The following is a 24,002-nucleotide window of genomic DNA, read 5'->3' on the forward strand; positions in this document are numbered from 1 at the left end:
TGTCGTTTCATCACACCCTGGCCGCTCCATGTTCTCAGCTGTCGGAACGTCCGGGGGACGGAGCGGGGGCTGACGTACATTGCGGCTTCATGAACGCAAGCACGAAGAAGACCGCCGTGGTGACCGGGGCGGGCTCGGGCATCGGGCGTACGGTCGCCCTCGCCCTGGCCGGTGCGGGCTGGAGCCTCGCCCTGGCGGGCCGGCGATCCGGGGCGCTGGAGGAGACGGCCGCGGCGGCGGGGGCCGGGGCGGACGTCCTGTGCGTGCCGACGGACGTCAGCGATCCCGGTGACGTGGACGCGCTGTACGCCGCCGTGGCCGAGCGGTACGGGCGCCTCGACCTCCTCTTCAACAACGCGGGCACCTTCGGGCCGGGCGGGGTCGCGCTGGAGGACATCACCTACGAGGCCTGGAAGCAGGCCGTCGACGTCAACCTGACCGGGTCCTTCCTCTGCGCGCAGGGCGCCTTCCGGATGATGAAGGAACAGGACCCGCAGGGCGGCCGGATCATCAACAACGGCTCCATCTCGGCGCACGTGCCGCGGCCGAACTCGATCGCCTACACGGCGACGAAGCACGCCATGACCGGGCTGACGAAGTCGCTGTCGCTGGACGGGCGGGCGTACGGGATCGCCTGCGGGCAGATCGACATCGGGAACGCGGCGACCGAGATGACGGAGCGGATGCGGACGGGGATCCTGCAGGCCGACGGGCGGCTGGCGGTCGAGCCGGTGATGGATGCGGGGGATGTGGCGCGGATGGTGCTGCACATGGCGGAGCTGCCGTTGGGGGCGAACGTGCAGTTCGCGACGGTGATGGCCACCGCCATGCCGTACATCGGGCGCGGCTGACCTCTGCCTGCGGCTCGGCTTCCGGGAGGGGCACATCCAGCCCGCCCGGCGTTTGAGGGCCCGCCGGAGGGACCTGGGGCGGGAATGCCCGGTCGGGGTGGGGGGTTGTGGCGGCATGAGCAACGAGATTCTTCGGTACACCGCTTTTTCCGCCGACCCCGCAGGGGGGAATCCCGCCGGGGTCGTGCTCGACGCGACCGGGCTCGGGGACGCGCGGATGCTGGAGATCGCCGCCGAGCTGGGGTACAGCGAGACGGCGTTCCTCACCGCCCCGCCCGAGTCGCTCGCCGCCCCCGACGGCCGCGCCTTCACCGTCCGGTACTTCAGCCCCAAGGCCGAGGTCTCCTTCTGCGGCCACGCCACCATCGCCGCGGCCATCGCCCTGGCCGAACGCACCGGCCCCGGCGAGCTGGTGTTCGCGACCCCGGCCGGAACCGTCCCCGTCTCGGTGCAGGCGGTCGACGGCGGCCTGCGCGCCACCCTGACCAGCGTCGAGCCGCACCTGGAGGAGATCACCGCGGACGATCTCGCCGAGGCGCTGGCCGCCCTGGACTGGCCCGCCGCCGACCTCGACCCCGCCTTCCCGCCGAAGATCGCCTACGCCGGGGCCCGGCACCTGGTGCTCGGGGCCGCCACCCGCGCCCGCCTCGCGGACCTCTCGTACGACTTCGCCCGGCTGGAGGCGCTGATGCGCCGCCTGGACCTCACCACGGTCCAGCTCGTGCACCGCGCCGCACCCGACGTCTTCCACGTCCGCGACCCGTTCCCGGTCGGCGGGGTGGTCGAGGACCCGGCCACCGGAGCAGCCGCGGCCGCCTTCGGGGCGTACGCGCGCGAGCTGGGCCTGGTCCCCGCGGACGCCGACACGACCTTGACCCTGCACCAGGGCGCCGACATGGGCCGCCCGGGCGTGCTGAGCGTCGAGCTGCGGGCGGGCGACCCCCGCGTCCGGGTCGGCGGCACCGGAGTCCGCATCCCGTGACGATCGCGACCTACGCCGAGGCCGACCTGCCTCCCGCGCTCGCCGCGCAGGCCGCCGCCCTGGAGGCGCGGGCCTGGCCCGGCGCCGCGCCCGGCCACGACCCCGCGCTGGCGCCCCGCACGATGCTGCTCCTGGACGCGCCGGGGGCGGTGGCCGCGGCCCTGACCCTGCTGCACAAGGAGATCCGGCACGCGGGGCGCACGTACCGGGCCGCCGGGCTGAGCGCGGTCGTGACCCGGGAGGACGTGCGCGGGCGCGGCCACGGCGGCCGTCTGGTGGCGGCGGCGCGGTCCGCGCTGGCGCTGCGGCCGGGGCCGGACCTGGCCCTGTTCAGCTGCGACCGCGGCCTGGCCGCCTTCTACGAGGCGGCCGGTTTCCGGCGGCTGCCCGGGGCCGTGCTGGTCGGCGGAACCCCGCAGGACCCGCTGGCCACGGACGCGCCGGGCTTCGACAAGGTGGTGCTGGCCGATTTCTTCGGCCCGACGCACGAGGCCGACCCGGCCGCCGCTTTCGCGGGGACGCGGATCGGCCTGTACCCGGGCACGGTCGACCGGCTCTGGTAGCCGCGGCCGACCGGCTCCGGTGGTGCTACCTGCCGGCGCCCACGGGCGTCTTCCCCGGCGCGGGGGACTTCGCCGAGTAGAGGAAGAGCGCCAGGACGGGCACCAGGTACAGCGCCCACACGCAGAGCTGGAGCACGGTCGGGTCCGGCTGGAAGTTGAACGTCCCCTTCAGCAGGGTGCCGTACCAGCTGTCCGGCGGGACCGCCCCGGTGACGTCGAACGCCCTGCTGTTCAGGCCGGGCAGGAAGTCCGCCTCCTGGAGGTCGTGGACGCCGTACGCGAGCACGCCCGCGGCGACGACGACGAGCATGCCGCCGGTCCACTTGAAGAACTTCGCCAGGTTGATGCGCAGCGCGCCCCGGTAGAACAGCCAGCCCAGCACGATCGCCGTGCCGATGCCGAGGAGCACGCCGATCAGCGGGCCCGCGCCGTCACCGGCCGCGTGCACCGAGCGCCACACGAACAGCGAGGTCTCCAGGCCCTCCCGGCCCACCGCCAGGAACGCGGTCGTCACCAGCGCGCCGGTGCCCATCGCGAGCGCGGCGTCGAGCTTGCCCTGGAGTTCGCTCTTCAGGTGCCGCGCGGTGCGCTTCATCCAGAAGACCATCCAGGTCACCAGGCCCACCGAGATGATCGACAGGCTGCCGCCGATCGCCTCCTGCGCCTGGAACGTCAGCTCCGAGGTGCCGAACTCCAGCCCCGCGCCGAAGGCCAGGGACAGCGCGGCGGCCAGGCCCACGCCGAGCCACAGCGGCCCCAGCCTGTCCTTGTTGCCGGTCTTCACCAGGTAGGCGATGAGGATGCAGACCACGAGGCTGGCTTCCAGCCCCTCGCGCAGCCCGATCAGGTAGTTGCTGAACACGTCGGTTCCTTCCCGGCCCTAGGCGAACAGCGTCCGGCCCCACCAGTCGTCCTTGTCGCGGACGCCCGGCGGGACGGCGAAGACGGCCGAACCCACGTGCTGGATGTATTCGTTGAGCGCGTCGTTCTTCGACAGGCTCCGCTGCACCGGCACGAACCCCTTGCGGATGTCGCGCTGGTAGGCCAGGAAGAACAGGCCCGCGTCGAGCCGGCCCAGCCCGTCCGTGCCGTCGGTGAAGGAGTAGCCGCGGCGCAGGATCGTCGCGCCGTTGTTGCTGTCCGGGTGCGCGAGGCGCACGTGCGCCTCCGGCTTCATGGCCTTCAGGAACGGCTCGTCGCGCTCCTTGGCCTTGCCGACCGGCGCGCCTTCGCCCTTGTCGCGGCCGAAGACGTCCTCCTGCTCCTGGAGGGAGGTGCGGTCCCAGGTCTCGATGTGCATCCGGATGCGGCGGGCCACCAGGTACGAGCCCCCGGCCATCCAGTCGCTGCCGTCGCCCGCGGCCGCCCACACGTGCTGGGCGAGCGCCTTCTCGTCGGTGCCCGAGACGTTCCGGGTGCCGTCCTTGAAGCCCATCATGTTGCGCGGGGTCTGCGCGTCGGGCGTCGTGGAGGAGGTCTTGCCGAAGCCCAGCTGCGACCAGCGCACCGCGATCTTGCCGAAGCCGATCCGGGCCAGGTTGCGGATGGCGTGCACCGCGACCTGCGGGTCGTCGGCGCAGGCCTGGACGCACAGGTCGCCGCCGGAGCGGGCCGGGTCCAGGTTGTCGCCGGGGAACAGTTCCAGGTCCACCAGGGCGTCGGGGCGCCTGCCCTCCAGTCCGAAGCGGTCCTTGGCGAACAGGCCGGGGCCGAAACCGATGGTCAGGGTCAGCCGGGACGGCTTGAGGCCGACGGCCTCGCCCGTGTCGTCCGGCGGGGCCTGCGCGAGGCCGCCGAAGGCGCCCTCGCCGACCGCCTGGCCGGCGGTCATCAGGCGGGCCGCCTCGGTCCAGTCCTTGAGCAGCTTGACCAGCTCGGCGCGGTCCTTCGTCGTCACGTCGAACGCGGCGAAGTGCAGCCGGTCCTGGACGGCGGTGGCGATACCGGCCTGGTGCTCGCCGTGGAAGGGCACGGCCGCGCCCGCCGCGGCCGCGGGGACGGCGTCGGAGCCGCCGCTCAGGGCCGCGACCGTACCGCCCGCCGCGGCGGCGCCGAGCGCGAGCCCGGCACCGCCCCAGCCGAGGACGGCACGGCGCGAGGGCGCCGCGCCCTTGCCGGTGGCGGTGTCGGCGGCCGGGGCGGCGTCAGCGGTGCTCGCGGAGCCGGGTGCCTGGTCGGGGGTCGGGTCGGTCATCGGGGCCTCCCTTACTTCGTGACGGCGGCGGCGAGCTTGGAGAGCGGCTCGGCCAGCGCGTTCACGCCGTCCGAGAGCTCCTTGCGCTCGGGGGCGCCGACCTTGTCGTACGAGGTGAACTCGTAGCCCGTCTTGTCCGCGCGGTACTTGTCCAGCAGCGTGTTCAGCGCCGCGAACTGGGTGTCCAGCTGCTGGGTGAGCGCCGCGTCGTTCTTGGCGGCGGTCGTCTTCAGCAGTTCGTACGCCTTCTGCGCGCCCTCGACGTTGGCCTTGAAGTCGACCAGGTCGGTGTGGCTGTAGGTCTCCTCCTCGCCCGTCACCTTGCCGGTGGCGACCTCGTCGAGGAGCTCCTTGGCGCCGTTGGCCATCGAGGTGGGGGTGATCTCCGCGGTGCCGACGCGCTTCTGCCAGTCGGTGAGGTCGGTGATCAGCTGGTCGGCGAGCTTCTTCTCCTCGTCACCGATCTTGTTGTCGGCCCACAGGGCCTTCTCCAGGCGGTGCCAGCCGGTCCAGTTCTGCCCGGCCTCCAGGCCGTCCTGGCGGACGTCGACCTTCGGGTCGATGTCACCGAAGGACTCGGCGACCGGCTCGGTGCGCTCCCAGCCGATGCGGGAGGGGGCGTACGCCTTCTTCGCGGCCTCGACGTCGCCGGCCTTGACCGCGTCCACGAAGGCCTGCGTCTTCGGCAGGGTCTCGTCGGCCTGCGCCTGCGCGTACTTGCGGTACTCGGCGACGGCCGCGTCCAGCTCGGGGCTGCGCTTCACGGCGTCCCCGCCGGTCACCTTGAGCTTCTGGCGGATGCCGTCGCCCTTCATGCCGGGCTTGCAGGCGACCTCGTAGTCGCCGGCCTTGATCTCGGCGGTGATGGAGGCCTTGGTGCCCGGGCCGATGTTCTCCTTCTCGGTCACGATGCGGCCGTCCGGGAAGAGGACGTACAGCTCGGTGACCTTGGAGCCCTTGTTCTCGACCTCGAACTGCACCTTGCCCGACGGGATCTCCTTCGTGGAGACGTCGCAGGCGGTGTCCGAGGCGGCGACCTTGATCGTCCCGTACACCGAGTCGTTCTTCTCGGCGCAGCCCGTGACGGCGGTGAGCGCGGCCACGGCGGCGGCCGCGGTGACGACGGTGAAGCGGGCGGCGGATCGCATGGAGGCTCCTGGCGAAAAGGCGAAGGCTGGGTGAGGCGGACCTAACTTAACCGAGGCTTACCTGACCGATGCCCGCTCGTCCAGTGATTCAGCTCTCATTGGCCGATGCCGGACACGGGGCCGTCACAACGCCCCCATGGGCACCCCATGGTCGGGTCAAGTGCGGGTCAAGTCCGGCGGGCGCGTCAGGGCGCGGTAGGCACCCGCCGGAGGGGCGGGCGGCGGCCCGCGCCCGTGCTTGAATGCCGTCGTGAACGATCTCGACGTACTCAGGGTGTTCTGCGCGGGTGACGGGCGGTTCGGCAACCTGCTCGGCGTCGTGCGCGACGGCGGCAGCTGTCCCGACGACGCGTCCCGCCAGGCGCTCGCGGCGGAACTCGGCTACAGCGAAACGGTGTTCGTCGACGACCCCGAACGCGGGATCGTCGACATCCGGACCCCCGGCACCCGGATGGCCTTCGCCGGGCACCCGCTCGTCGGGGTCGCCTGGCTCCTGGACATCGAGGAGCTGCGGCCGCCCGCGGGCGCCGTGTGGGCGCGCGACGACGGCGAGTTCACCTGGATCACCGCCCGCGCCGAATGGGTCGAGGGCAAGCGGACCGAGCAGTACGCGAGCGCGGCCGAGGTGGAGGCGCTGCCCGCCCCGCCGCCGGGCGAGGGCTGGCTGTACGCGTGGGCCTGGGAGGACGAGCCGGCGGGCCGGGTCCGCGCCCGCGGTTTCCCGCGCCGCCCCGACGGGGCGATCGCCGAGGACGAGGCCACGGGCTCGGCGGCGCTGCTGCTGACGGCCCAGCTGAACCGGGCGCTGAACATCACCCAGGGCGCGGGTTCCCAGATCCTCACCGCCCCGGGCCCGGACGGCACGATCGACATCGGCGGCCGGGTGCGCTTCGCCGCGCAGTCGCCGGGCGGGAACTGAGCCCCCGCCCGGGCGGCCGCCGCGCACCGGCGCCGCCCCGCGGCGGGCGGCTCAGGCGCTGAGCGGGAAGCGTTCGCCCAGTTCGCGGAAGACGGCCCCGTTGAAGTCGAAGGCCCGCTTGCACTCGTCGACGATCCGCTGCTTCTCCAGGTCGTCCGCGTCGATGGCGTCCAGGAGTTCGCGGTAGCTCCGCTTGAAGGCGGCCGGGTTGGCGATGGCCTCGAAGACGTAGAACCGGACGCCGTCGCCCTTGCGCGCGAAGCCCCAGGTGCGCTCCGCCTTGTCGCGGATGATCTGGCCGCCGGAGAGGTCGCCGAGGTAGCGGGTGTAGTGGTGGGCGACGTACCCGCCGGGCCACTCGGCGGCGCAGGCGGCCACCCGGTCGGCGTACGCGCGGGTCGCGGGCAGCGCCGCGACGCGCTCGCGCCAGCCGGGGCCGAGGAGGTGGGCCAGGTCGCGCTCGATCTCGGGGACGCGCATCAGTTCGGGCCGGATGAACGGGCCCGCGACCGGATCGTGCTGAAGGGACCCGGCCGCGTCCTCCAGCGCCCGGTACACGAACCAGAGCTGCTCGGTGTAGCGCGCGTAGGCGTCCACACCGAGCCGGCCGCCGAGCAGGTCGCTCATGAAGGACGAGGTCTCGGCCTCCGTGTGCTGCGCGTGGGAGGCGACGCGGATGACCGTGGAGAAGGTGTCCAAGACGGACCTCCGGGGGCCGGGGGCGGGCGGGCGTACGCCGGGTCCTCCTGCTCGGGCTCACCCGAGTCGGTCGGTTGCCGACGCCCTGTCGGTAAAAAGGTACGCCGTACCCGCCGCCCTGTCACCGGCGCCTGCTGCCCGCCCGGCTACGGCAGCGTGAGGATGTCCGCCCCAGTGTCCGTCACCGCCAGCGTGTGCTCGAACTGCGCCGTGCGCTTGCGGTCCTTCGTGACCACCGTCCAGCCGTCCTTCCACATGTCGTACTCGTGGGTGCCCAGCGTCAGCATCGGCTCGATGGTGAAGGTCATGCCGGGCTCGATGACGGTGGTGGCGTGCGGGCTGTCGTAGTGCGGGACGATCAGGCCGGAGTGGAAGGACGAGTTGATGCCGTGCCCGGTGAAGTCCCGGACCACGCCGTAGCCGAAGCGCTTGGCGTACGACTCGATGACCCGGCCGATGACGTTGATCTGGCGGCCCGGCTTGACCGCCTTGATGGCGCGGTTCAGCGCCTCGCGGGTGCGCTCCACCAGCAGGCGCGACTCCTCGTCGACGTCGCCGCACAGGTAGGTGGCGTTGTTGTCGCCGTGCACGCCGCCGATGTACGCCGTGACGTCGAGGTTCACGATGTCACCGTCGCGCAGCACCGTGGAGTCCGGGATGCCGTGGCAGATGACCTCGTTGACGGAGGCGCAGAGGGATTTGGGGAAACCGCGGTAGCCCAGGGTCGACGGGTAGGCGCCGTGGTCGCACATGTACGCGTGCGCGACCCGGTCCAGCGCGTCGGTGGTCACCCCGGGGGCGATCAGCTTGGCGGCCTCCTCCATCGCCCGGGCGGCGATGCGGCCGGCGATGCGCATCGCCTCGATGGTCTCGGCCGTCTGCACCTCGGGCCCGGTGTACGGAGTGGGTGCGGGCTTGCCCACGTACTCGGGGCGGCGGATGTTTCCGGGAACGGAAAGGGCGGGGGAGAGCTCGCCTGGAACGAGCAGTGACTGGCCAGACATGCGAACGAGTGTATCCAGCGGGGATCGGGCAGCATGGCGGCACAGGAAGGAGCGCCGAATGGCTCTGTTCAAGAAGCGTCAAGTGGGCAAACCGGGCGAATGGTACTACTGCCTCGTCCACAAGAAGGTCGAGGAGGGGCCGGACTGTCCCGCCAAGGACCGCTTCGGGCCCTACGCCACGCCCGAAGAGGCCAACCACGCGATGGAGACCGCCCAGGAGCGGAACCTGGAGTGGCAGAACGACCCCAAGTGGAACGACGCGTCCCGGGAGGAAGGGGAGGGAGAGGCCCGGAGCGCGCCGTAGGTCCCGGAACTCCCGCAGGACCCGGCCCGACCCGCGCCGCCCGGCTACCAGCGGCTGGGCGGCGGCGCGGTCAGCTGCTCGGCCAGCCGCGCCAGCCGGTCCCGGAAGCGGCGCGGGGTGCGCTGCGCGGGCACGCTGTTCTCCCCGGCGGCCGCGCTGACCAGGTGCGCCGCCGTGTCCAGGTCCAGCTCCGCGCCGTCGGGCACCGACAGCGCGTCGTGCGCCAGCGCGGCCAGCTCCCGGTCCCCGCCGTCCAGGGACAGGACGGTCGCCCCCGCGCGCCGCGCGTCGTGCACCCGCTCCAGCAGCCCCGCGCCGGGCCGCTGCGGAGCCACCACCAGCAGCGTGTGGCCGCGCCGGGCCGCCGCCAGCCGCCCCAGGCCCACCGACAGGTGCGCCGGCTCCCCGGGCAGCACCCGGTGGCGCACCAGCGTCGGCGCCAGGGCGGGCAGTCCCGACCAGGCCGCCTCGTCGACGAGGTGGGCGGCCAGGTGCCAGGGCTCGTACTGCTCGGTGCCCACCAGGAGCAGGTTCCCGCCCGCCGGGACCACCGAGGCGCGCAGCGCTCCCGCGAAGCGGCGGGCGGCGGCGGGCCACTGCGTGCCGGCGAGCACGTCGCGCAGCAGGGAGACTCGGACGGCATCCATGGGCGGCATCCTGCACCACGGACGGAGCAACCGGGGGCGTCCGGCGCACGCTCACCCGTTCGGCCTTGAGCTACCCGGCAGTACCCTCGCCCTCATGACTTCCACAGACAGCACCCAGAAGGCTCCGGCGAAGGACCCCCGGGACCTGCCCGACGTCTCCGGCCTGGTCGTCGGCGTCCTCGGCGGCACCGGGGACCAGGGCCGCGGCCTCGCCTACCGGCTCGCCCGGGCGGGCCAGAAGGTGATCATCGGCTCGCGCGCCGCCGACCGGGCCGGGGCCGCCGCCGCGGAACTGGGCCTCGGCGTGGAGGGCGCGGACAACGCCGAGTGCGCCCGGCGCAGCGACATCGTCATCGTCGCGGTGCCGTGGGACGGCCACGCCAAGACCCTGGAAGCGCTGCGCGAGGAGCTGGCGGGCAAGCTCGTCGTCGACTGCGTCAACCCGCTCGGCTTCGACAAGCAGGGTGCCTACGCGCTGAAGCCCGACGAGGGCAGCGCCGCGCAGCAGGCCGCGCTGCTGCTGCCGGACTCGCGGGTCACCGCCGCGTTCCACCACCTGTCGGCCGTCCTGCTCCAGGACGCGTCGGTGGAGGAGATCGACACCGACGTGATGGTCCTCGGCGAGGTCCGCGCCGACACCGACATCGTCCAGGCCCTCGCCGCCCGCATCCCGGGCATGCGCGGCGTCTTCGCCGGGCGGCTGCGCAACGCCCACCAGGTGGAGTCCCTGGTCGCCAACCTGATCTCGGTCAACCGCCGCTACAAGGCCCACGCGGGCCTGCGCGTCACGGACGTCTGAGCGCCCGGGGCGTACGGGCGCCCCGGCCGCCCGAACACGGCGGCGGCCGGGGGCCCGTACGCCCGCGCCCGGCTCAGCCGCGGCGGCCCGTACGCCCCTCCCCGGCGCCCAGGGGCGCCACGACGGCCTGGTGGAAGCGGGCCACGGCGTCGTCGACGCTGCGGATGAAGCCCGACTCCGTATTGCCCCGGGTGCTGCCCATCCCCTTGACCAGCGACAGCCGGAAGCCGGTGACGGCCGCGCCGTCCCGGGGCAGCAGGTCTCCGGGCTCGGGGCGCAGCCGCTCCAGGGTGCCGCGCGGCCACGGACCCGCACCGTCGGTCAAGGTCTCCACGTGCAGGTCCGCCGGGGAGTCGGCGAGCAGCTTCAGCAGCCGCTTCGCCCCCACCAGCGGGTACGCGGCCTCCGGCGCCGGCACCTCGACCGACGTGCGCACCTTGGCCGTGCGCAGGTCAGCGACGACCGCGATGACCACGCTGGTCCCGTCGATCCGCAGCTCCGCCGCCAGCCGGCCCTCCGCGGCGAGCCGCGCGGCCGCGGCGGCCCGCCGCGCCTGCGGATCGCTTCCCCTGCGGGCCCGCTGCACCGGCAGCGCCTTCTGGCCCAGCTCCCCGCCGAGGCGCAGGCAGACCTGGCGGATCAGCCGCTCCCAGCTGCCGACCACCTCGACGGCCCGCGGGTCGTCCGCGCCGAGGGTCTCGTCCTCGATGCCCTTGCGCACGGGCACCCAGGCGGGCCCCATGTTCTGGAAGCCGTGGCAGCCGGAGTTCTCGTGCCGGAGGTACTCCAGCAGCTCCTGGAGCAGCCAGGCGTGCGCGGCGTTGCCCACGCCCTCGTGCCGGATCAGCATCTGTGCCTGGTGGGCGACCTCGGCCCAGGAGAGGTGCCAGAGGCCGACCTTGTGCTTGCGCCGCCCGTCGATCTTGACGTCCACCATGGCGGCGCCTTCGAGGGCCACGTCGTTGGAGAGCGTGATCACGGCTTCGTAGCCGCGCCGCGCGGCGATGTCCATGTACTGCTGCACCTGCTCCGCCTTGAGCGGGTTGCCGTTCGTCTTCGTCTCCACGAGCGCCGTCCACAGCTTGCCCGCGCGCTCCACCCGGATCACCCCGTCCGGCCGCTTCGGCGAGTCGCCGTGCGGCAGGGACACCTCGGTGAAGGTCTCCATCCGCCCGGCGGGCGCGCCGAAGCCGGCCGTCAGCCTGCGGCCCAGCTCCGGTACCTGCGCCATCACGGACAGCAGCACCGAGGTGGCCCGCACCTCGCGCTCGCCGTCGCTCTTCAGGGAGGGGACGGGGAACAGCCGGGCCGGGCGCCAGGATTCGTTCTCGGCGAGCGTGGTCCTGGGCACCCGCGGCAGCGTGATCTTCTTCTTGGTGGTGCGCGGGGCCCGGCCGCGGGTCTGGGCGGGCACGGCGTCGGCCGCCGCGGGGGCGAGCGCGCCGCCCGCCGTGCCGGCCGGAGCCGCCGGGTCCGCCGTCCCCGTGGGATCCGTTGTCGCCCCGGCGTCCGCCGCTGCCGGGCCGACCGCCGTGCCCTGTGCGACGCCCGCCTCCACGACGCCCACCGCCACGGCGCCCGCCTGCGCCTCCTCCGCGTCCGAGGGGCCCGCCTGCTCGTCCGGGTCCTCGGGGAGCGCGTGGCCGAAGTCGTTGGTCAGCCCGGTCAGCCCGGTCTCGTAGCCCTGGCCCACCGCGCGGAACTTCCACTCCTCGCCCCGCCGGTAGAGCTCGCCGAAGATGAAGGCCGTCTCCACGCTCGCGTCCTTGATGGAGAACCCGACCAGCGGCTCGCCGGAGCGGTCCGCGACCGTCATCCGCAGGTCGTCCAGGTCCCCGAAGCACGTCCCGCCGTACTGGCTGGCCGCGATCACGATCCGCCGCGGTCGGCAGGGTGCCGCACTCGACAAGAAGCCTCGGCCCGGTGCCGTCCGTCACCGGGCCGAGCGGGCCGGGCCGTCGCTCTGTTCGTGCGCGCTGAGAAGCGCGCTGGGCGCACCGTAGACCCGCCGTCGCGCGAAACGCGCGGGTTCGGCCGAAAAAGGTCCGGATATGAGCGCCCGCCACGATGGGGGACACTGGAGGGGATCGGCCCCGTTCAGTGTCCCCGAGGAGTTCGGCCCATGCCCCGCCTTGCCGTGTTCGCCCTGATCGTCTGCGCCCTGTCCGTGGCCGCGGCCGTCGTCGCCTTCGTGGAGGGCAGCTTCCTCGGCATCGTCTGGGTGCTGCTGGCGGGCGTGACCTCGAACATGGCGTGGTTCTACCTGCGCAAGGACCGGCTCAGCCGGCGAGCGGCGAACTGACCGAGCAGACCGCAGCGGCCTCCCGCCAGAAGGTGTAGAGGTCGCGGCCGCAGTAGGTCTCGAAGTCGGAGACGCCGAGCGCGCCGAGGACGCCGTTCACGACGTCGAAGAAGAACGCGTTGACCCCCGGGATCCACAGCAGGGCGAAGACCGCGATCAGCCCGAAGGGCGCCAGCGGTTCGACCTCGCGGCGCACCCGGTACGACAGCCACGGCTCGATCACGCCGTAGCCGTCCAGGCCCGGGACCGGCAGGAAGTTCAGGATCGCGGCCGAGACCTGGAGCAGCGCCAGGAACCCGAGCGCGAAGCGGAAGGCCGTCGGCACCCCGTCCAGCGCGTCCAGCCAGAACGGCGCCGTGCACACGACGGCGAACGCCACGTTGGCCAGCGGCCCGGCGGCCGAGATCAGGCTGTGCTTCCACCTGCCGTGGATCCGCCCGCGCTCGATGTACACGGCCCCGCCGGGCAGGCCGAGCCCGCCCAGGATCACGAAGACCACCGGCAGCACGATGCTCAGCAGCGCGTGCGTGTACTTCAGCGGGTTCAGCGTCAGATAGCCCTTGGCACCGACCGACAGGTCGCCGCCGTGCAGGGCGGTCCGGGCGTGCGCGTACTCGTGCAGGCACAGCGAAACGATCCACGCGGACGTGACGAAGAGGAAGACGGCCAGTCCGGTACTGGTCGAGTACCCCGTCCACACGGCCCACCCGGTGACGCCCATCACCGCGGCGATCCCGAGGAAGACCGCGCTGATCCGCCGCTCGCCGCGGCCGCCCTGATGATCCATGCTCCGAAACCTATCCCAGGGGGTCCGGGGCCCCGCCCCGGGGACCGCCGCCGTGGTCGCGGGCATCGGCCCGCCGCGAAATCCCGGTGGGTCCGGGCTCCGGTGCGGTCACAATGGGCCGGTGCGTTACGCGATTCTCGGCAGTGCCCAGGCAGTCCGCGGCGACGGGACCCCCGTCGCCCTCGGCGGAGCACGCCTGCGCGCGCTCCTGACCGCGCTCGCGCTGCGCCCCGGGCGGGTGGTGCCGGCCGAGCTCCTGGTGGACGAGGTCTGGGGCGACGGACCGCCCCAGGACGCGTCCGGCGCCCTGCAGGCCCTGATCGCGCGGCTGCGCCGGGCCGCCGGGCACGCGGCCGTCGTCTCCGAGGAGGGCGGCTACCGGCTGGCCGCCGGGCGCGACGACATCGACCTCTACCGCTTCGAGCGCCTCGCCCGCACCGCCGCGCAGCGCCTGGAGGCGGGGGACCCGGGCGCGGCCGCCGGCCTGTACGACGAGGCCCTGGCCCTGTGGCGCGGGGCCGCCCTCGCGGATCTGCCGGACGGGGCCGCCGAGGCCGCGCGCTGGGAGACCGTACGGCTGGACGCGCGCCGGGGCCGCCTCGGCGCGGCCCTCGCCCTGGGCGAGGCGGAGCGGGTGCTGCCCGAGCTGACCGCCCTGTGCGCCGAACTGCCGCTGGACGAGCCCCTCCAGGTGCTGCGGATCCGGGCCCTGCGCGACGCGGGCCGCGCCGCCGAGGCGCTGGCCGCCTACGACGGCGTGCGCCGGGACCTGGCCGACCGGCTCGGCGCCGACCCGGGACCCGCCCTGCGGGCCCTGCACACGCAGCTGCTGGCCCCGGCGCCCGCCGGCCGGGCCCCCGCCGCCGCCCCGCCGCCCGCACCCGTGGCGGCCGCCCCCACGGGGAACCTGCGGGCCCGGCTCACCACCTTCGTCGGCCGCCAGGAGGACATCCGGGTCATCGGATCGGACCTCGCCGGAGCCCGGCTGGTCACCCTGCTCGGGCCCGGCGGCGCGGGCAAGACCCGGCTCTCCCAGGAGGCCGCGGAGGCGCACTCGGCGGCCGCGACCGACTGGCCGGACGGGGTCTGGATGGTCGAACTGGCCCCCGTCGACGACCCGGACGGCGTCGTCGAAGCGGCGCTCGCCGCGCTCGGCGCCCGCGAGACCAAGCTGCGCGGCGCCGCCGCCGAGGAACTGCGCGTGCTCACCGGGCAGACCGGCGACCACCCCCTGGACCGGCTCACCGAACACTGCTCCCGGCGCCGCATGCTCCTCCTCCTGGACAACTGCGAGCACGTCATCGGCGCCGCCGCCGAACTGGCCGAGCGGCTCCTCACCCACTGCCCCGGCGTGCAGATCCTGGCCACCAGCCGCGAACCCCTCGGCGTGCCGGGGGAGCTGCTGCGGCCGGTGGAACCGCTGCCGGACCCGATGGCGGTGCGGCTGTTCGCGGAGCGCGGGGCCGCCGCCCGGCCCGGCTTCGCCGTCGCCGACGATCCGGCCGCAGCCGCCGAGATCTGCCGTCGTCTGGACGGTCTGCCGCTGGCCATCGAGCTGGCGGCGGCGCGGTTGCGGCTGCTGACCCCGCGGCAGATCGCGGACCGGCTGGACAATCGTTTCCGTCTGCTGACCAGTGGGAGCCGTACGGTGCTGCCGCGCCAGCAGACCCTGCGGGCGGTGGTCGACTGGTCCTGGGAGCTGCTGGACGCGTCCGAACGTACGGTCCTGGCCCGGCTGTCCGTCTTCGCGGGCGGCTGCGACCTCACCGCCGCCGAAGCCGTCTGCGCCCACGACGGCGACGGGGAGGACGGCGTGGGCGACGTCGCCGACGTGCTCGGCTCGCTCGTCGACAAGTCCCTGGTCGTCGCCGCCCCCGGACCCGACGGCGACATGCGCTACCGGCTGCTGGAGACCGTCGGCGAGTACGCCGCCGAGCGCCTCGCGGCGACCGCCGACGACCAGGAGGCCACCGGCCGCCGCCACCTCGTCCACTACCGCGAACTCGCCCGCACCACCGACCCCCTGCTGCGCGGGCGCGGCCAGCGCGAGGCGGCCCGGCGGCTCGCCACCGAGTACGAGAACCTGCGCACCGCCCTGCGCCGCGCCGTCGCCACCCGCGACACGGGCGAGGCGCTGTGCCTGGTCCACGCCCTGGTCTGGTACTGGCAGATGCGGGACCTGCGCACCGAGATGCGCCACTGGACGGACGCCGTCGCGGCCCTCGGACCGGATCCCTTCGCGGCGCCCGCCGAGCGCGCGCGGCCCGTGTACGAACAGATCGTGGACACGCCCCCGCCGTACACCGGCGAGCGGCTGACGGAGGCCTGGCGCGGCATCAGGCTGCTCCAGCTCGCCGCCCTGGACCAGTCCAACGAGGGCTGGTTCGCACCGGAGGTCCGCCCGCTGATCGACGGCATGGCCGCCGTCTACGACCCGGGCCTGCCGCAGACCTGCCGGTATCCCGGATCCCTGTGGATCTACGCCGCCATGATCGGCGGACACCCCGGGCTGCTCCGGGAGATCACCGACACCACGGTGGAGACCGCCCGCAGACTCGGCTACCGCTGGGAGCTGGGCTCCGCGCTCCAGCTGCGCGCCAACGTCCTGGCCAACCGCGCCGACTGGGCCGGCAACGCGGCCCGCGACGCCGAGGAGAGCCTGGCCATCTTCGAGGACCTCGGCGACGACTGGGGCTGCGCGGAGGCGCTCTCCGCCCGCGCCGAATCCCGCGAGAAGCGCGGCGAGTACGCCCTGGCCGCCGAGGACTACCGGGCGGCCATCCGGCACGCCGAACGGCTCGGCGCCAAGGGCCAGGTGCTGGTGCTGCGGGTCCGGATGGCCGGGGCCCTGCTGGAGGACGGCGGCGGCGAGCAGGCCGAGGAGATCCTCACCGAGGTCCTGGGCGCCGACCAGCGGTTCGGCGACGAGGCCGTGCCCGCCGGCCGGATGTTCCTGGCGACCCGCCTCGGCTCCACCGGCCGGATCCCCGAGGCCCGCCTCCAGATCCAGGCGCTGCGCGAGGAGTTCACGCACGGCGTCTACGCCATCTTCGACGGGTTCCTCCAGGGCCTCATGGCGTGGCTGGACAACCAGGACGGCAAGTACGAGGACGCCCTCGCGCAGGTCAGGGTCGCCCTCGGCGCCGCCGGGGAACCGCTGTCCATGATGATCGCGCCGCAGATGCCCGCCGTGTACCTGCTGGCCGCGGCCGAGGCGCACGCGGGGCTCGGCGGCGCGGAGCACGCCCGTACGGCAGCCCTGCTGGTCGGCGCCTACCGGGCGCTGCTGCCGCCGGCCCACGTGCCCGTCGGCACGGAACGCGCGGGCGTCGCCCGGGCCGACGAGCGGGCGCGGGCGGTGCTGGGCGACGCCGCCTACGAGGCGGCGCACGCCGAGGGCGGCGGCCTCACCCTGGAGGAGGCCACCGCCCTGGTCTGACCCGCTGCGGGTCCGGGACGCGATCCGGTCCCGCCCGGATCAGGTCGTCAGGTCTTGTCGCGGAACTTGCGGACGGCGATCGGCATGGTGACCAGGGTGATGCCCACCGACCAGGCCAGGGTGATCCACACCGAGTTGCCGATCGGCGTGCCGTTGATCAGCGCGCGGGCGGCGTCGGCCAGGTTGGACAGCGGGTTGTAGTCGGTGAAGGACTGCAGCCAGCCGGGCATCGTGGTCGGCGGGGCGAAGATCGAGCTGCCGAACTGGAGCGGCATCAGGACCAGCATCGCCATGCCCTGCACGGCCTGCGCGGTCTTCATGGTGAGACCGAGCAGGATGAAGATCCACATCAGGGAGGCGCCGAAGACGGCCGCCAGACCGATGGACGCCAGCAGGTCCAGGACCGAGGTCTTGATGGACAGGCCCAGCATGAAGCCGACGGCCAGCAGGATCGCGATGGCGACCATCATGCGGCCGACCTCGACCACGATCTTGGCGATGAGCACCGAGGACCGGGCGATGGGCATGGACCGGAAGCGGTCCATCACGCCCTTCTTGAAGTCGTCGTTGACGCCGGTCCCGACGCCCATCGCGATGTTCATGCCCATCATGGCCATCAGGCCGGGCACCACGTAGTTGACGTACTCCTGCTGGTTGCCCTTGCCGGAGATCGCGCCGCCGAAGACGAACACGAAGAGCAGCGTGAAGATGATCGGCATCAGCAGGACGTCGAACATCGACTCGGGGTCCTGCTTGATCTGCAGGACGTTGCGGCGGGCCAGCGCGCCGATGTGGCGCAGGTGGGCGCGCAGGCCCAGGCGGCCCTCGTCGCTCACCGCCGCCGGACCGGAGGCCGGGGCGGAGCGGGTGGGGGCGGGTTTCGTGGTGACGGTGCTCATGCCGCTACCTCCTCGGTCTGGTGGGCGTCGACGGACGTGGCCTTGTGGCCGGTGATGGCGAGGAAGACCTCGTCCAGGCTGGGCAGGTAGGTGCCCAGGTCGGCGATGGCGTAGCCGCGGGCGGCCAGCAGCCCGACCACCGCGGTGAGCTGCTCGTCGCTCAGGATCGGGACCAGCAGGACGCCCTCGTCCGGAACCGCCTGGGAACCGGCGACGCCGTCCAGGCCGGTCTCGGCCAGCGCACGGGCCATCGCGGGCAGGTCCGCCGGGTCCGCCGGGCGGATCTTGAGGGTACGGCCGCCGACGCGCGCCTTCAGCTCGTCCACCTTGCCGTTGGCGATGACCTTGCCGTGGTCGATGACCGTCAGCTCACTGGCGAGCTGCTCGGCCTCCTCCATGTACTGGGTGGTGAGCAGGACGGTGGCGCCCTCGGCGACCATCCGCTGCACCTCGTCCCACACCTCATTGCGGGTGCGGGGGTCCAGGCCGGTGGTCGGCTCGTCCAGGTACAGGACCGCCGGGCTGCCGATCATGGACGCGGCGAGGTCCAGGCGCCGCCGCATGCCGCCGGAGTAGTTCATGACGGCCTTCTTGGCCGCCTCGGTCAGCGAGAACCGCTCCAGCAGGTCGTCCGCGCGGCGGCGGGCGTCCTTGCGGGGGAGGTCCAGCAGCCGCCCGATCATGTAGAGGTTCTCCCAGCCGGAGAGCTTCTCGTCGACCGAGGCGTACTGGCCGGTGAGGCCGATGGTGCGGCGCAGCTGCCGCGGCTGGCGGACCACGTCGTAGCCCGCGACGACCGCGGTGCCCGCGTCCGGGGTGATCAGGGTGGAGAGGCAGCGGACCAGGGTGGTCTTCCCGGCGCCGTTCGGGCCGAGGACCCCGAGGACCGTGCCCTCGCGGACATCGAGGTCCACGCCGTCCAGGGCCTTGGTCTCGCCGTAGTGCTTGACCAGTCCCCGTACCTCTACCGCGTGGGTGCCGTGTGCCCCACGGCCGGGGGTGTTGTCGTTTCGCGTCATGTCCCACATGGGACCAGAGGCCACTGACAAAGCACCGACAGCCGACCGACAGCGCCCGTGGGGGGCCGTCGGCCGGCTGTCGGTGGCGCCGGGATCAGTGGACGCTGTGCTCTTCCAGCGGGAACGTTCCGCCCACGACGTCCTCGGCGAAGGCCTTCGCCGCGTCGGACATCGTCGCGCGCAGGTTCGCGTACTGCTTCACGAAGCGCGGCATCTTCCCGCCGGTCAGGCCCATCATGTCCGTCCAGACCAGCACCTGCGCGTCGCACTCCGAGCCCGCGCCGATGCCGACCGTCGGAATGTGCAGCGACCGGGTGACCTCCGCGGCCAGCTCCGCCGGCACCAGCTCCAGCACCACCGCGAACGCGCCCGCGTCCTGCGCCGCCTTCGCGTCCCGCAGCAGCTGGTGCGCGGCCTCGTCACCGCGTCCCTGCACCCGGTAGCCCATGGCGTTCACCGACTGCGGAGTCAGCCCCAGGTGGGACATGACCGGGATGCCGGACTGCACGATCAGCTCGGTCTGGGCCAGCGACCGCTCGCCGCCCTCCAGCTTGACCGCGCCGACCCCCGCCTCCTTGACCAGGCGCGTCGCGCTGCGCAGCGCCTGGACCGCGCCTTCCTGGTAGGAGCCGAACGGCAGGTCCCCGACGATCAGGGCCCGGCTGGTGCCCCGGACGACCGCCGCCGACAGCAGGGTCATCTCGTCCATCGTCACCGGGACGGTGGTCTCGTAGCCGAGGTGACAGTTGCCCATCGAGTCGCCGACGAGCATGACCGGGATCCCGGCCTCGTCGAAGACGGACGCCGTCATCGCGTCGTAAGCGGTGAGCATGGGCCACTTCTCGCCGCGTTCCTTGGCGAGGCCGAGGTCGCGGACCGTGATGCGGCGGCTGCCCTTGCCCCCGTACAGGGTGGGGGCGGAGGTTTCGCGGGCAGGCGAAACGGCATGCGTCATGGCAACTGCTCCTTGTGTCATCTCGAGGCACCCTCACGGCGTCCCCGGACTCATCCACCATGGTGGCACCATCGCGGCCCGGGGCGGTAGTGCTGCGCCGCGCGGTCCGTCACACCCGCTCCGGGGTCCCGCGGCCGCACCAGCCGCCCGCGAGGCACGCCCGAGCCTATGTGCGCGTTTCGTGACAAGCGGAACCTTCCCCGTACGGCCGTTCGTCCTCCGGGTTGTGCGTGCCGGGAAGGACGGCGCGCATGGCTTCGGTCATCGCCTAGGGTCAAGGGGCGGGGACGGAGCGCGAGCACGGCAGTGAGGGCATGGCATGGCACAGGCGTACGTGGCGGAGACGGGGAACGGCGGTCCGGAGCCCGAGCCCTCCGGATCCGGACCCCGCAGCCGGCTGGCCGCCCTGCGCAAGGACCCGGGGATCTGGCGGCGCGGCATCGCGACCGCCGCCGCGGCCCTGCTGATCGCCCTCGTGATGATCTTCCACGCCCGGCTGCCCAACGACGTGGGCAACCTCGGCAGCCTCATCGAGACGTTCCTGCCCTGGCTGGGCGTGCTCATCGTCGTGCTGCTGGTCATCGGCGTCGTCCGCAAGTCCGCGACCGCGCTGATCGCGCTCGTCCTGCCCTCCGTGGTCTGGGTGCACCTCTTCGGCGGGCTGATCAGCGACAAGTCCGGCTCCGGCGGCAACCTCGTGGTCGCCAGCCACAACGTCGACGCCGACAACGCCGACCCGCGCGGCACCGCCGCCTCGGTCGCCAAGTCGGGCGCCGACGTCCTGGCGCTGACCGAGCTGAAGGCGGGCGCCGTCCCGGCCTACGAGGAGGTGCTCGCCGGCACGTACAAGTACCACGCGGTCGAGGGCACCGTCGGCGTGTGGAGCAAGTACCCGCTGTCCTCCAGCCGGCCCGTCGACATCAAGATGGGCTGGACCCGCGCCATGCGGACCACCGTCGACACCCCCTCCGGCCAGGTCGCCGCCTACGTCGCGCACCTGCCCTCGGTCCGGGTGAAGCTGAACGCGGGATTCACCGCCAACCAGCGCGACAACAGCGCCGGGGCGCTCGGCGCCGCGCTCGCGGGCGAACCGCTGAAGAAGGTCGTCCTGCTCGGCGACCTCAACGGCACGATGAACGACCGCGCCCTGTCCGAGGTCACCTCGCAGATGCGCTCCACGCAGGGCGCGGCGGGCGACGGCTTCGGCTTCAGCTGGCCGGCCGCCTTCCCGATGGCCCGCATCGACCAGATCATGGTCCGCGGCATCAAGCCCGAGGCCTCCTGGACCCTGCCGCGCACCGGCAGCGACCACCTGCCGATCGCGGCCCGGCTCACGGTCCGGCCGTAACACCGCTGCCCGCGGCTTTCCCCTCGGCGGGTACGGCCCGAGGGGGAAGCCGCGGCCACGCGCTCAGCCCCGCTCGCGCCAGCCGTTGGTGATCGGCAGCCGCCGGTCCTTGCCGAAGCCCTTCGCGGAGATCTTGGTGCCCGGCGGGTACTGGCGCCTCTTGTACTCGGCGGTGTCCACCATCCGCAGGATCCTGGCGACCAGCGCGCGGTCGAACCCGGCCGCCACGATCGCCTCCAGGCCCTGGTCCCGGTCGACGTACAGCGCCAGGATCGCGTCCAGCACCGGGTAGTCGGGCAGCGAATCCGTGTCCACCTGGCCCGGGCGCAGCTCGGCGCTCGGCGGCTTCTCGATCGAGGAGACCGGGATCGGCGGGGTCTCGCCGCGCTCGGCGGCCGCCCGGTTGCGGTAGCGGGCCAGGCGGAAGACGTCCGTCTTGTAGACGTCCTTGATCGGGCCGTAGGCGCCGACGGAGTCCCCGTACAGGGTCGAGTAGCCGACGGCCAGCTCCGACTTGTTCCCCGGGGCGAGCACGATGTGGCCCTCCTGGTTGGACAGCGCCATCAGCGTCGTGCCGCGCAGCCGGGACTGGAGGTTCTCCTCGGCGAGGCCGGTCAGTGCCAGCGCCCCCATGTAGGCGTCGAACATCGGCTCGATCGAGACGGTCCGCAGGTGCAGCCCGGTGCGTTCGGCCAGGTCGGCCGCGTCCCCCTTGGAGTGCTCGGAGGAGTACTTCGAGGGCATCGAGACGCCGTACACGTTCTGCGCGCCGATCGCGTCGCAGGCGATCGCGGCGACCAGCGCGGAGTCGATGCCGCCGGAGAGCCCGATCAGGACCGAGCGGAAACCGTTCTTGCGGACGTAGGCGCGCAGCCCCACGACCAGCGCGTCGTAGACCTCCTCGTCGTCGTCGAGCCGCTCGGCGTACCCGCCCGCGACCACCGGTTCGTACGGCTCCACCGGCTCCTCGGACAGGACCACCCGGTCGATCCGCAGGCCGTCGTCCACCACGCCCTCGACCGGGGTCGCGGAGGCGGCCGGCAGCTCCAGGTCGACCAGCACGCAGCCCTCGGAGAACTGCGGGGCGCGCGCGATCACCTCGCCGTCCGCGCCGACGACGATCGAGTCGCCGTCGAAGACCAGCTCGTCCTGGCCACCGATCATCGCCAGGTAGGCGAGGGTGCAGCCGGCCTCCCGGGCGCGCGTGCGCACCAGTTCGAGGCGCACGTCGTCCTTGTCGCGCTCGTACGGGGAGGCGTTGACGGAGAGCAGCAGGCCCGCCCCGGCGGACCGGGTGGCCGGGACCCGGCCGCCGTCCTGCCAGAGGTCCTCGCAAATGGCCAGGGCCACGTCCACGCCGCGCACCCGGATCACCGGCTGGGTGTCGCCCGGCACGAAGTACCGGAACTCGTCGAAGACCCCGTAGTTGGGCAGGTGGTGCTTGGCGAAGCGCAGGGCGACCCGTCCGCCGTGCAGGACGGCCGCCGCGTTCTCCGGGGAACCGGCCGGGCGGCCGAGGCGCGGCACGGCGTGGCCGGTCCGGTCCAGGTAGCCGACGACCACCGGCAGCTCACCGAAGCCCTCGGCGGCCAGCCGCTCGGCGAGCGCGAGGAGCGCGGTGCGCGAGGCCTCGACGAAGGAACCGCGCAGGGCGAGGTCCTCGACGGGATATCCGGTCAGCGCCATCTCGGGGAACGCCACCAGGTGGGCGCCCTGTTCGGCGGCGTGCCGGGTCCAGTGGACGATCGATTCGGCGTTGGCGGCGATGTCGCCGACGTGCGCGTCGATCTGCAGCAGAGCGAGACGAAGTTGAGGCACGTCCCCACTCTAGCCACTAATCGTCGTTCTGACGCGATGCCCCGGAACGCGGGGTGTTCCGGGACATCGCGCCGGGGGGAGCGCCGGGGAAGCGGAGCCCGCTCAGCCCAGGGTGCCGCTCCAGATGGCGCCGTCGTACTTGCCGATGCCGGGCGCGATCTCGAACTGGATCCCCTTGGTGCCCTCGGGCAGGCCGAAGGCGAAGACGCCGGTGGACGACTGCCCGGGCAGCAGCGAACCCGAGAACGGGTGCTCCACGGTGAAGTCGTACATCCGCTTCGACTCCAGCCCCTTGTCGTCGCGCGCGGAGGGCAGCGCGGCGCGCAGCTCGACCTTCTCGTTCGTCTTGTTGGTGATGGTGACGGTCACCTTCGCGGCGAACTTCGGGCGGCCCGGGTCGTACTTGTTGGGCTCCGGGGTGTACCCGGTGGCCTCCTTCACCGTGACCTCGACGCCGTCGTCGTAGGTGAAGGTCCGGCCGAAGGGCAGCGGGGACGTCTTGCCGGGGACGTCGCTGGGGCGCGGGCTCGGGCTCTCGTCGTCGTAGTCGTCGTCGTACTCGTCGTCGTACGGGCTGCTGTGCGAGGGCGGCAGGCCCTTGTTCACCTGGTCGTCGATCTCGTGGAGGATCCGGCCGGTGAAGTACGTCCCCGCGCCCGCCGCGCACAGGCCGAGCACGCCGAGCACCGTGCCGGCGACGGCCATCGCCTTGCGCGGCGCGCCCTTGGAGGCCTGGACCATGCCCGCTATGCCGAGGCCGATGGCGACCAGCGCCACCAGCGCGCCGCCCCAGAAGAGGAACGGCGTGAAGCCGAGCGGGATGCCGACGATGCCGAGGACGAGGGCGGCGATCGCCATGCCGTTGTTCTGCGGGGCAGCCGGGGCGCCCGGGTAGGGCATGTTGACGTACCCGCCGGGCGGCGGGCCCCACGGGTTCGCGGACGGCGGCTGCGGCGGGCCGTACGGGGGCGCGCCGGGCGCGCCGTGGGCGGCGAAGGGCGACGGGGACGGGGACGGGGGTGCGAACGTCTGCGCGGTCTGCGGAGCCGGTGCGGCCTGCGGCGGGACGGCCGGGGTGCCGATCACGGTCGCCGCGTCGTGCACGGGTGTGTCGGTGGGGGCGCCCGCGGGCGCGTCCGCGGGCGTGGGCGTGCCCTCGGGTTCCGTCTGGGGTCCGGACGGGGCGGCCGCGGACGGCCTGTCGTCGGCCGGGGCCGGCCGGTCGGCCGACGGGTGCGAGGGCTTGCTCAGATCCAACGAAAATCCTCATGTAGGGATGGCGGCGCGGTGATCTTCCACCCTGCCACGCGCCGCACCCCCGGCCA

General features: G+C 73.3%; 21 protein-coding genes and 1 pseudogene. 9 read left to right on the forward strand and 13 right to left on the reverse strand.

Annotated elements, in window-relative coordinates:
- The first annotated feature begins 89 nt into the window (after window positions 1-89).
- From ABZY31_RS17805 to ABZY31_RS17815, 3 genes are all read left to right on the forward strand, one after another.
- The gene (locus ABZY31_RS17805) at window positions 90-851 is read left to right on the forward strand and encodes an SDR family oxidoreductase (protein WP_356411103.1); all 762 of its coding nucleotides are present in this window, start codon (window positions 90-92) and stop codon (window positions 849-851) included.
- 115 nt (window positions 852-966) lie between these two features.
- The gene (locus tag ABZY31_RS17810; protein ID WP_356411105.1) at window positions 967-1,833 is read left to right on the forward strand and encodes a PhzF family phenazine biosynthesis isomerase; all 867 of its coding nucleotides are present in this window, start codon (window positions 967-969) and stop codon (window positions 1,831-1,833) included.
- The gene (locus ABZY31_RS17815) at window positions 1,830-2,396 is read left to right on the forward strand and encodes a GNAT family N-acetyltransferase (protein WP_356411107.1); all 567 of its coding nucleotides are present in this window, start codon (window positions 1,830-1,832) and stop codon (window positions 2,394-2,396) included. The genes ABZY31_RS17810 and ABZY31_RS17815 overlap by 4 nt, the downstream gene beginning before the upstream one ends.
- A gap of 25 nt (window positions 2,397-2,421) precedes the next feature.
- Here ABZY31_RS17815 and efeU read toward each other — a convergent pair whose 3' ends face one another.
- From efeU to efeO, 3 genes are read right to left on the reverse strand one after another with little or no spacing between them, the layout of a single operon-like run.
- Complete coding sequence (efeU, locus tag ABZY31_RS17820; protein WP_356411110.1) at window positions 2,422-3,258, reverse strand: iron uptake transporter permease EfeU; 837 nt, start codon at window positions 3,256-3,258, stop codon at window positions 2,422-2,424.
- An 18-nt stretch (window positions 3,259-3,276) separates the two neighbouring features.
- Window positions 3,277-4,590, reverse strand: a complete 1,314-nt coding sequence (gene efeB / locus ABZY31_RS17825; RefSeq protein WP_356411113.1) for an iron uptake transporter deferrochelatase/peroxidase subunit — start codon at window positions 4,588-4,590, stop codon at window positions 3,277-3,279.
- A gap of 11 nt (window positions 4,591-4,601) precedes the next feature.
- Complete coding sequence (gene efeO, locus ABZY31_RS17830) at window positions 4,602-5,738, reverse strand: iron uptake system protein EfeO (RefSeq protein ID WP_356411115.1); 1,137 nt, start codon at window positions 5,736-5,738, stop codon at window positions 4,602-4,604.
- A gap of 250 nt (window positions 5,739-5,988) precedes the next feature.
- On the opposite strand from efeO, the gene ABZY31_RS17835 reads away from it, so the two are divergent.
- The gene (locus tag ABZY31_RS17835) at window positions 5,989-6,657 is read left to right on the forward strand and encodes a PhzF family phenazine biosynthesis protein (RefSeq protein ID WP_356411118.1); all 669 of its coding nucleotides are present in this window, start codon (window positions 5,989-5,991) and stop codon (window positions 6,655-6,657) included.
- Window positions 6,658-6,708: 51 nt separating this feature from the next.
- Here ABZY31_RS17835 and ABZY31_RS17840 read toward each other — a convergent pair whose 3' ends face one another.
- On the reverse strand, window positions 6,709-7,356 hold the full coding sequence (locus ABZY31_RS17840; protein WP_356411121.1) for a biliverdin-producing heme oxygenase: 648 nt from the start codon (window positions 7,354-7,356) through the stop codon (window positions 6,709-6,711).
- Between the two features lie 146 nt (window positions 7,357-7,502).
- Entirely contained in the window at window positions 7,503-8,360 is an 858-nt protein-coding gene (gene map / locus ABZY31_RS17845; protein ID WP_356411124.1) for a type I methionyl aminopeptidase, read from the reverse strand.
- Between the two features lie 58 nt (window positions 8,361-8,418).
- Here map and ABZY31_RS17850 point away from each other — a divergent pair, with 58 nt between their 5' ends.
- Window positions 8,419-8,664 carry a hypothetical protein gene (locus ABZY31_RS17850; protein WP_356411127.1) on the forward strand — a complete coding sequence of 82 codons (246 nt, stop codon included), beginning with the start codon at window positions 8,419-8,421 and terminating at the stop codon, window positions 8,662-8,664.
- A 44-nt stretch (window positions 8,665-8,708) separates the two neighbouring features.
- Here ABZY31_RS17850 and ABZY31_RS17855 read toward each other — a convergent pair whose 3' ends face one another.
- Entirely contained in the window at window positions 8,709-9,311 is a 603-nt protein-coding gene (locus ABZY31_RS17855; RefSeq protein ID WP_356411129.1) for a hypothetical protein, read from the reverse strand.
- Between the two features lie 94 nt (window positions 9,312-9,405).
- Here ABZY31_RS17855 and npdG point away from each other — a divergent pair, with 94 nt between their 5' ends.
- The gene (npdG, locus tag ABZY31_RS17860) at window positions 9,406-10,110 is read left to right on the forward strand and encodes an NADPH-dependent F420 reductase (RefSeq protein WP_356411132.1); all 705 of its coding nucleotides are present in this window, start codon (window positions 9,406-9,408) and stop codon (window positions 10,108-10,110) included.
- 73 nt (window positions 10,111-10,183) lie between these two features.
- Here the strand turns inward: npdG and ABZY31_RS17865 are convergent.
- A pseudogene (locus tag ABZY31_RS17865) lies at window positions 10,184-11,989 on the reverse strand (TerD family protein); the annotation flags it as partial.
- Window positions 11,990-12,232: 243 nt separating this feature from the next.
- Between ABZY31_RS17865 and ABZY31_RS17870 the strand changes: the two are divergent.
- Window positions 12,233-12,412 (forward strand): hypothetical protein, encoded by a 180-nt coding sequence (locus ABZY31_RS17870; protein WP_356411135.1) that lies wholly within the window; start codon window positions 12,233-12,235, stop codon window positions 12,410-12,412.
- Here ABZY31_RS17870 and ABZY31_RS17875 read toward each other — a convergent pair.
- Window positions 12,390-13,199: a site-2 protease family protein gene (locus tag ABZY31_RS17875; RefSeq protein ID WP_356411138.1), complete on the reverse strand. Its 810-nt coding sequence runs from the start codon at window positions 13,197-13,199 to the stop codon at window positions 12,390-12,392. The two genes, ABZY31_RS17870 and ABZY31_RS17875, sit on opposite strands and share 23 nt — an antisense overlap.
- A 121-nt stretch (window positions 13,200-13,320) precedes the next feature.
- Here ABZY31_RS17875 and ABZY31_RS17880 point away from each other — a divergent pair, with 121 nt between their 5' ends.
- On the forward strand, window positions 13,321-16,638 hold the full coding sequence (locus ABZY31_RS17880; protein WP_356411140.1) for a BTAD domain-containing putative transcriptional regulator: 3,318 nt from the start codon (window positions 13,321-13,323) through the stop codon (window positions 16,636-16,638).
- Between the two features lie 47 nt (window positions 16,639-16,685).
- On the opposite strand, the gene ABZY31_RS17885 is transcribed toward ABZY31_RS17880, so the two are convergent.
- The 3 genes from ABZY31_RS17885 to panB form a co-directional block, all read right to left on the reverse strand.
- Complete coding sequence (locus tag ABZY31_RS17885; RefSeq protein WP_356411143.1) at window positions 16,686-17,537, reverse strand: ABC transporter permease; 852 nt, start codon at window positions 17,535-17,537, stop codon at window positions 16,686-16,688.
- A complete protein-coding gene (locus ABZY31_RS17890; protein ID WP_356411145.1) occupies window positions 17,534-18,565 on the reverse strand; it encodes an ATP-binding cassette domain-containing protein in 1,032 nt (343 codons plus the stop codon). The genes ABZY31_RS17885 and ABZY31_RS17890 overlap by 4 nt, the downstream gene beginning before the upstream one ends.
- Before the next feature lie 85 nt (window positions 18,566-18,650).
- On the reverse strand, window positions 18,651-19,532 hold the full coding sequence (gene panB / locus ABZY31_RS17895) for a 3-methyl-2-oxobutanoate hydroxymethyltransferase (RefSeq protein WP_356411147.1): 882 nt from the start codon (window positions 19,530-19,532) through the stop codon (window positions 18,651-18,653).
- Between the two features lie 298 nt (window positions 19,533-19,830).
- Between panB and ABZY31_RS17900 the strand changes: the two genes are divergently transcribed.
- Window positions 19,831-20,859: an endonuclease/exonuclease/phosphatase family protein gene (locus ABZY31_RS17900; RefSeq protein ID WP_356411150.1), complete on the forward strand. Its 1,029-nt coding sequence runs from the start codon at window positions 19,831-19,833 to the stop codon at window positions 20,857-20,859.
- Between the two features lie 63 nt (window positions 20,860-20,922).
- Here the strand turns inward: ABZY31_RS17900 and ABZY31_RS17905 are convergent, their stop codons facing one another.
- Both ABZY31_RS17905 and ABZY31_RS17910 read right to left on the reverse strand, forming a co-directional pair.
- Window positions 20,923-22,677: an NAD+ synthase gene (locus ABZY31_RS17905; RefSeq protein WP_356411153.1), complete on the reverse strand. Its 1,755-nt coding sequence runs from the start codon at window positions 22,675-22,677 to the stop codon at window positions 20,923-20,925.
- A 102-nt stretch (window positions 22,678-22,779) separates the two neighbouring features.
- Window positions 22,780-23,934 (reverse strand): DUF4352 domain-containing protein, encoded by a 1,155-nt coding sequence (locus tag ABZY31_RS17910; protein ID WP_356411156.1) that lies wholly within the window; start codon window positions 23,932-23,934, stop codon window positions 22,780-22,782.
- Window positions 23,935-24,002 lie beyond the last annotated feature (68 nt).

This window comes from Streptomyces sp. NPDC006529, assembly GCF_040611795.1.
In the GTDB taxonomy this organism is placed as follows: domain Bacteria; phylum Actinomycetota; class Actinomycetes; order Streptomycetales; family Streptomycetaceae; genus Streptomyces.

What these genes read in the sequence shown, in the direction of transcription:
- map (WP_356411124.1), bottom strand. Translation starts at nt 8,360, where the DNA reads ATGTCTGGCCAGTCACTGCTCGTTCCAGGCGAGCTCTCCCCCGCCCTT.
- ABZY31_RS17875 (WP_356411138.1), bottom strand. Translation starts at nt 13,199, where the DNA reads ATGGATCATCAGGGCGGCCGCGGCGAGCGGCGGATCAGCGCGGTCTTC.
- panB (WP_356411147.1), bottom strand. Translation starts at nt 19,532, where the DNA reads ATGACACAAGGAGCAGTTGCCATGACGCATGCCGTTTCGCCTGCCCGC.
- npdG (WP_356411132.1), top strand. Translation starts at nt 9,406, where the DNA reads ATGACTTCCACAGACAGCACCCAGAAGGCTCCGGCGAAGGACCCCCGG.
- ABZY31_RS17805 (WP_356411103.1), top strand. Translation starts at nt 90, where the DNA reads ATGAACGCAAGCACGAAGAAGACCGCCGTGGTGACCGGGGCGGGCTCG.
- ABZY31_RS17855 (WP_356411129.1), bottom strand. Translation starts at nt 9,311, where the DNA reads ATGGATGCCGTCCGAGTCTCCCTGCTGCGCGACGTGCTCGCCGGCACG.
- efeB (WP_356411113.1), bottom strand. Translation starts at nt 4,590, where the DNA reads ATGACCGACCCGACCCCCGACCAGGCACCCGGCTCCGCGAGCACCGCT.
- ABZY31_RS17850 (WP_356411127.1), top strand. Translation starts at nt 8,419, where the DNA reads ATGGCTCTGTTCAAGAAGCGTCAAGTGGGCAAACCGGGCGAATGGTAC.
- ABZY31_RS17810 (WP_356411105.1), top strand. Translation starts at nt 967, where the DNA reads ATGAGCAACGAGATTCTTCGGTACACCGCTTTTTCCGCCGACCCCGCA.
- ABZY31_RS17900 (WP_356411150.1), top strand. Translation starts at nt 19,831, where the DNA reads ATGGCACAGGCGTACGTGGCGGAGACGGGGAACGGCGGTCCGGAGCCC.
- ABZY31_RS17885 (WP_356411143.1), bottom strand. Translation starts at nt 17,537, where the DNA reads ATGAGCACCGTCACCACGAAACCCGCCCCCACCCGCTCCGCCCCGGCC.
- ABZY31_RS17890 (WP_356411145.1), bottom strand. Translation starts at nt 18,565, where the DNA reads ATGTGGGACATGACGCGAAACGACAACACCCCCGGCCGTGGGGCACAC.
- efeO (WP_356411115.1), bottom strand. Translation starts at nt 5,738, where the DNA reads ATGCGATCCGCCGCCCGCTTCACCGTCGTCACCGCGGCCGCCGCCGTG.
- ABZY31_RS17870 (WP_356411135.1), top strand. Translation starts at nt 12,233, where the DNA reads ATGCCCCGCCTTGCCGTGTTCGCCCTGATCGTCTGCGCCCTGTCCGTG.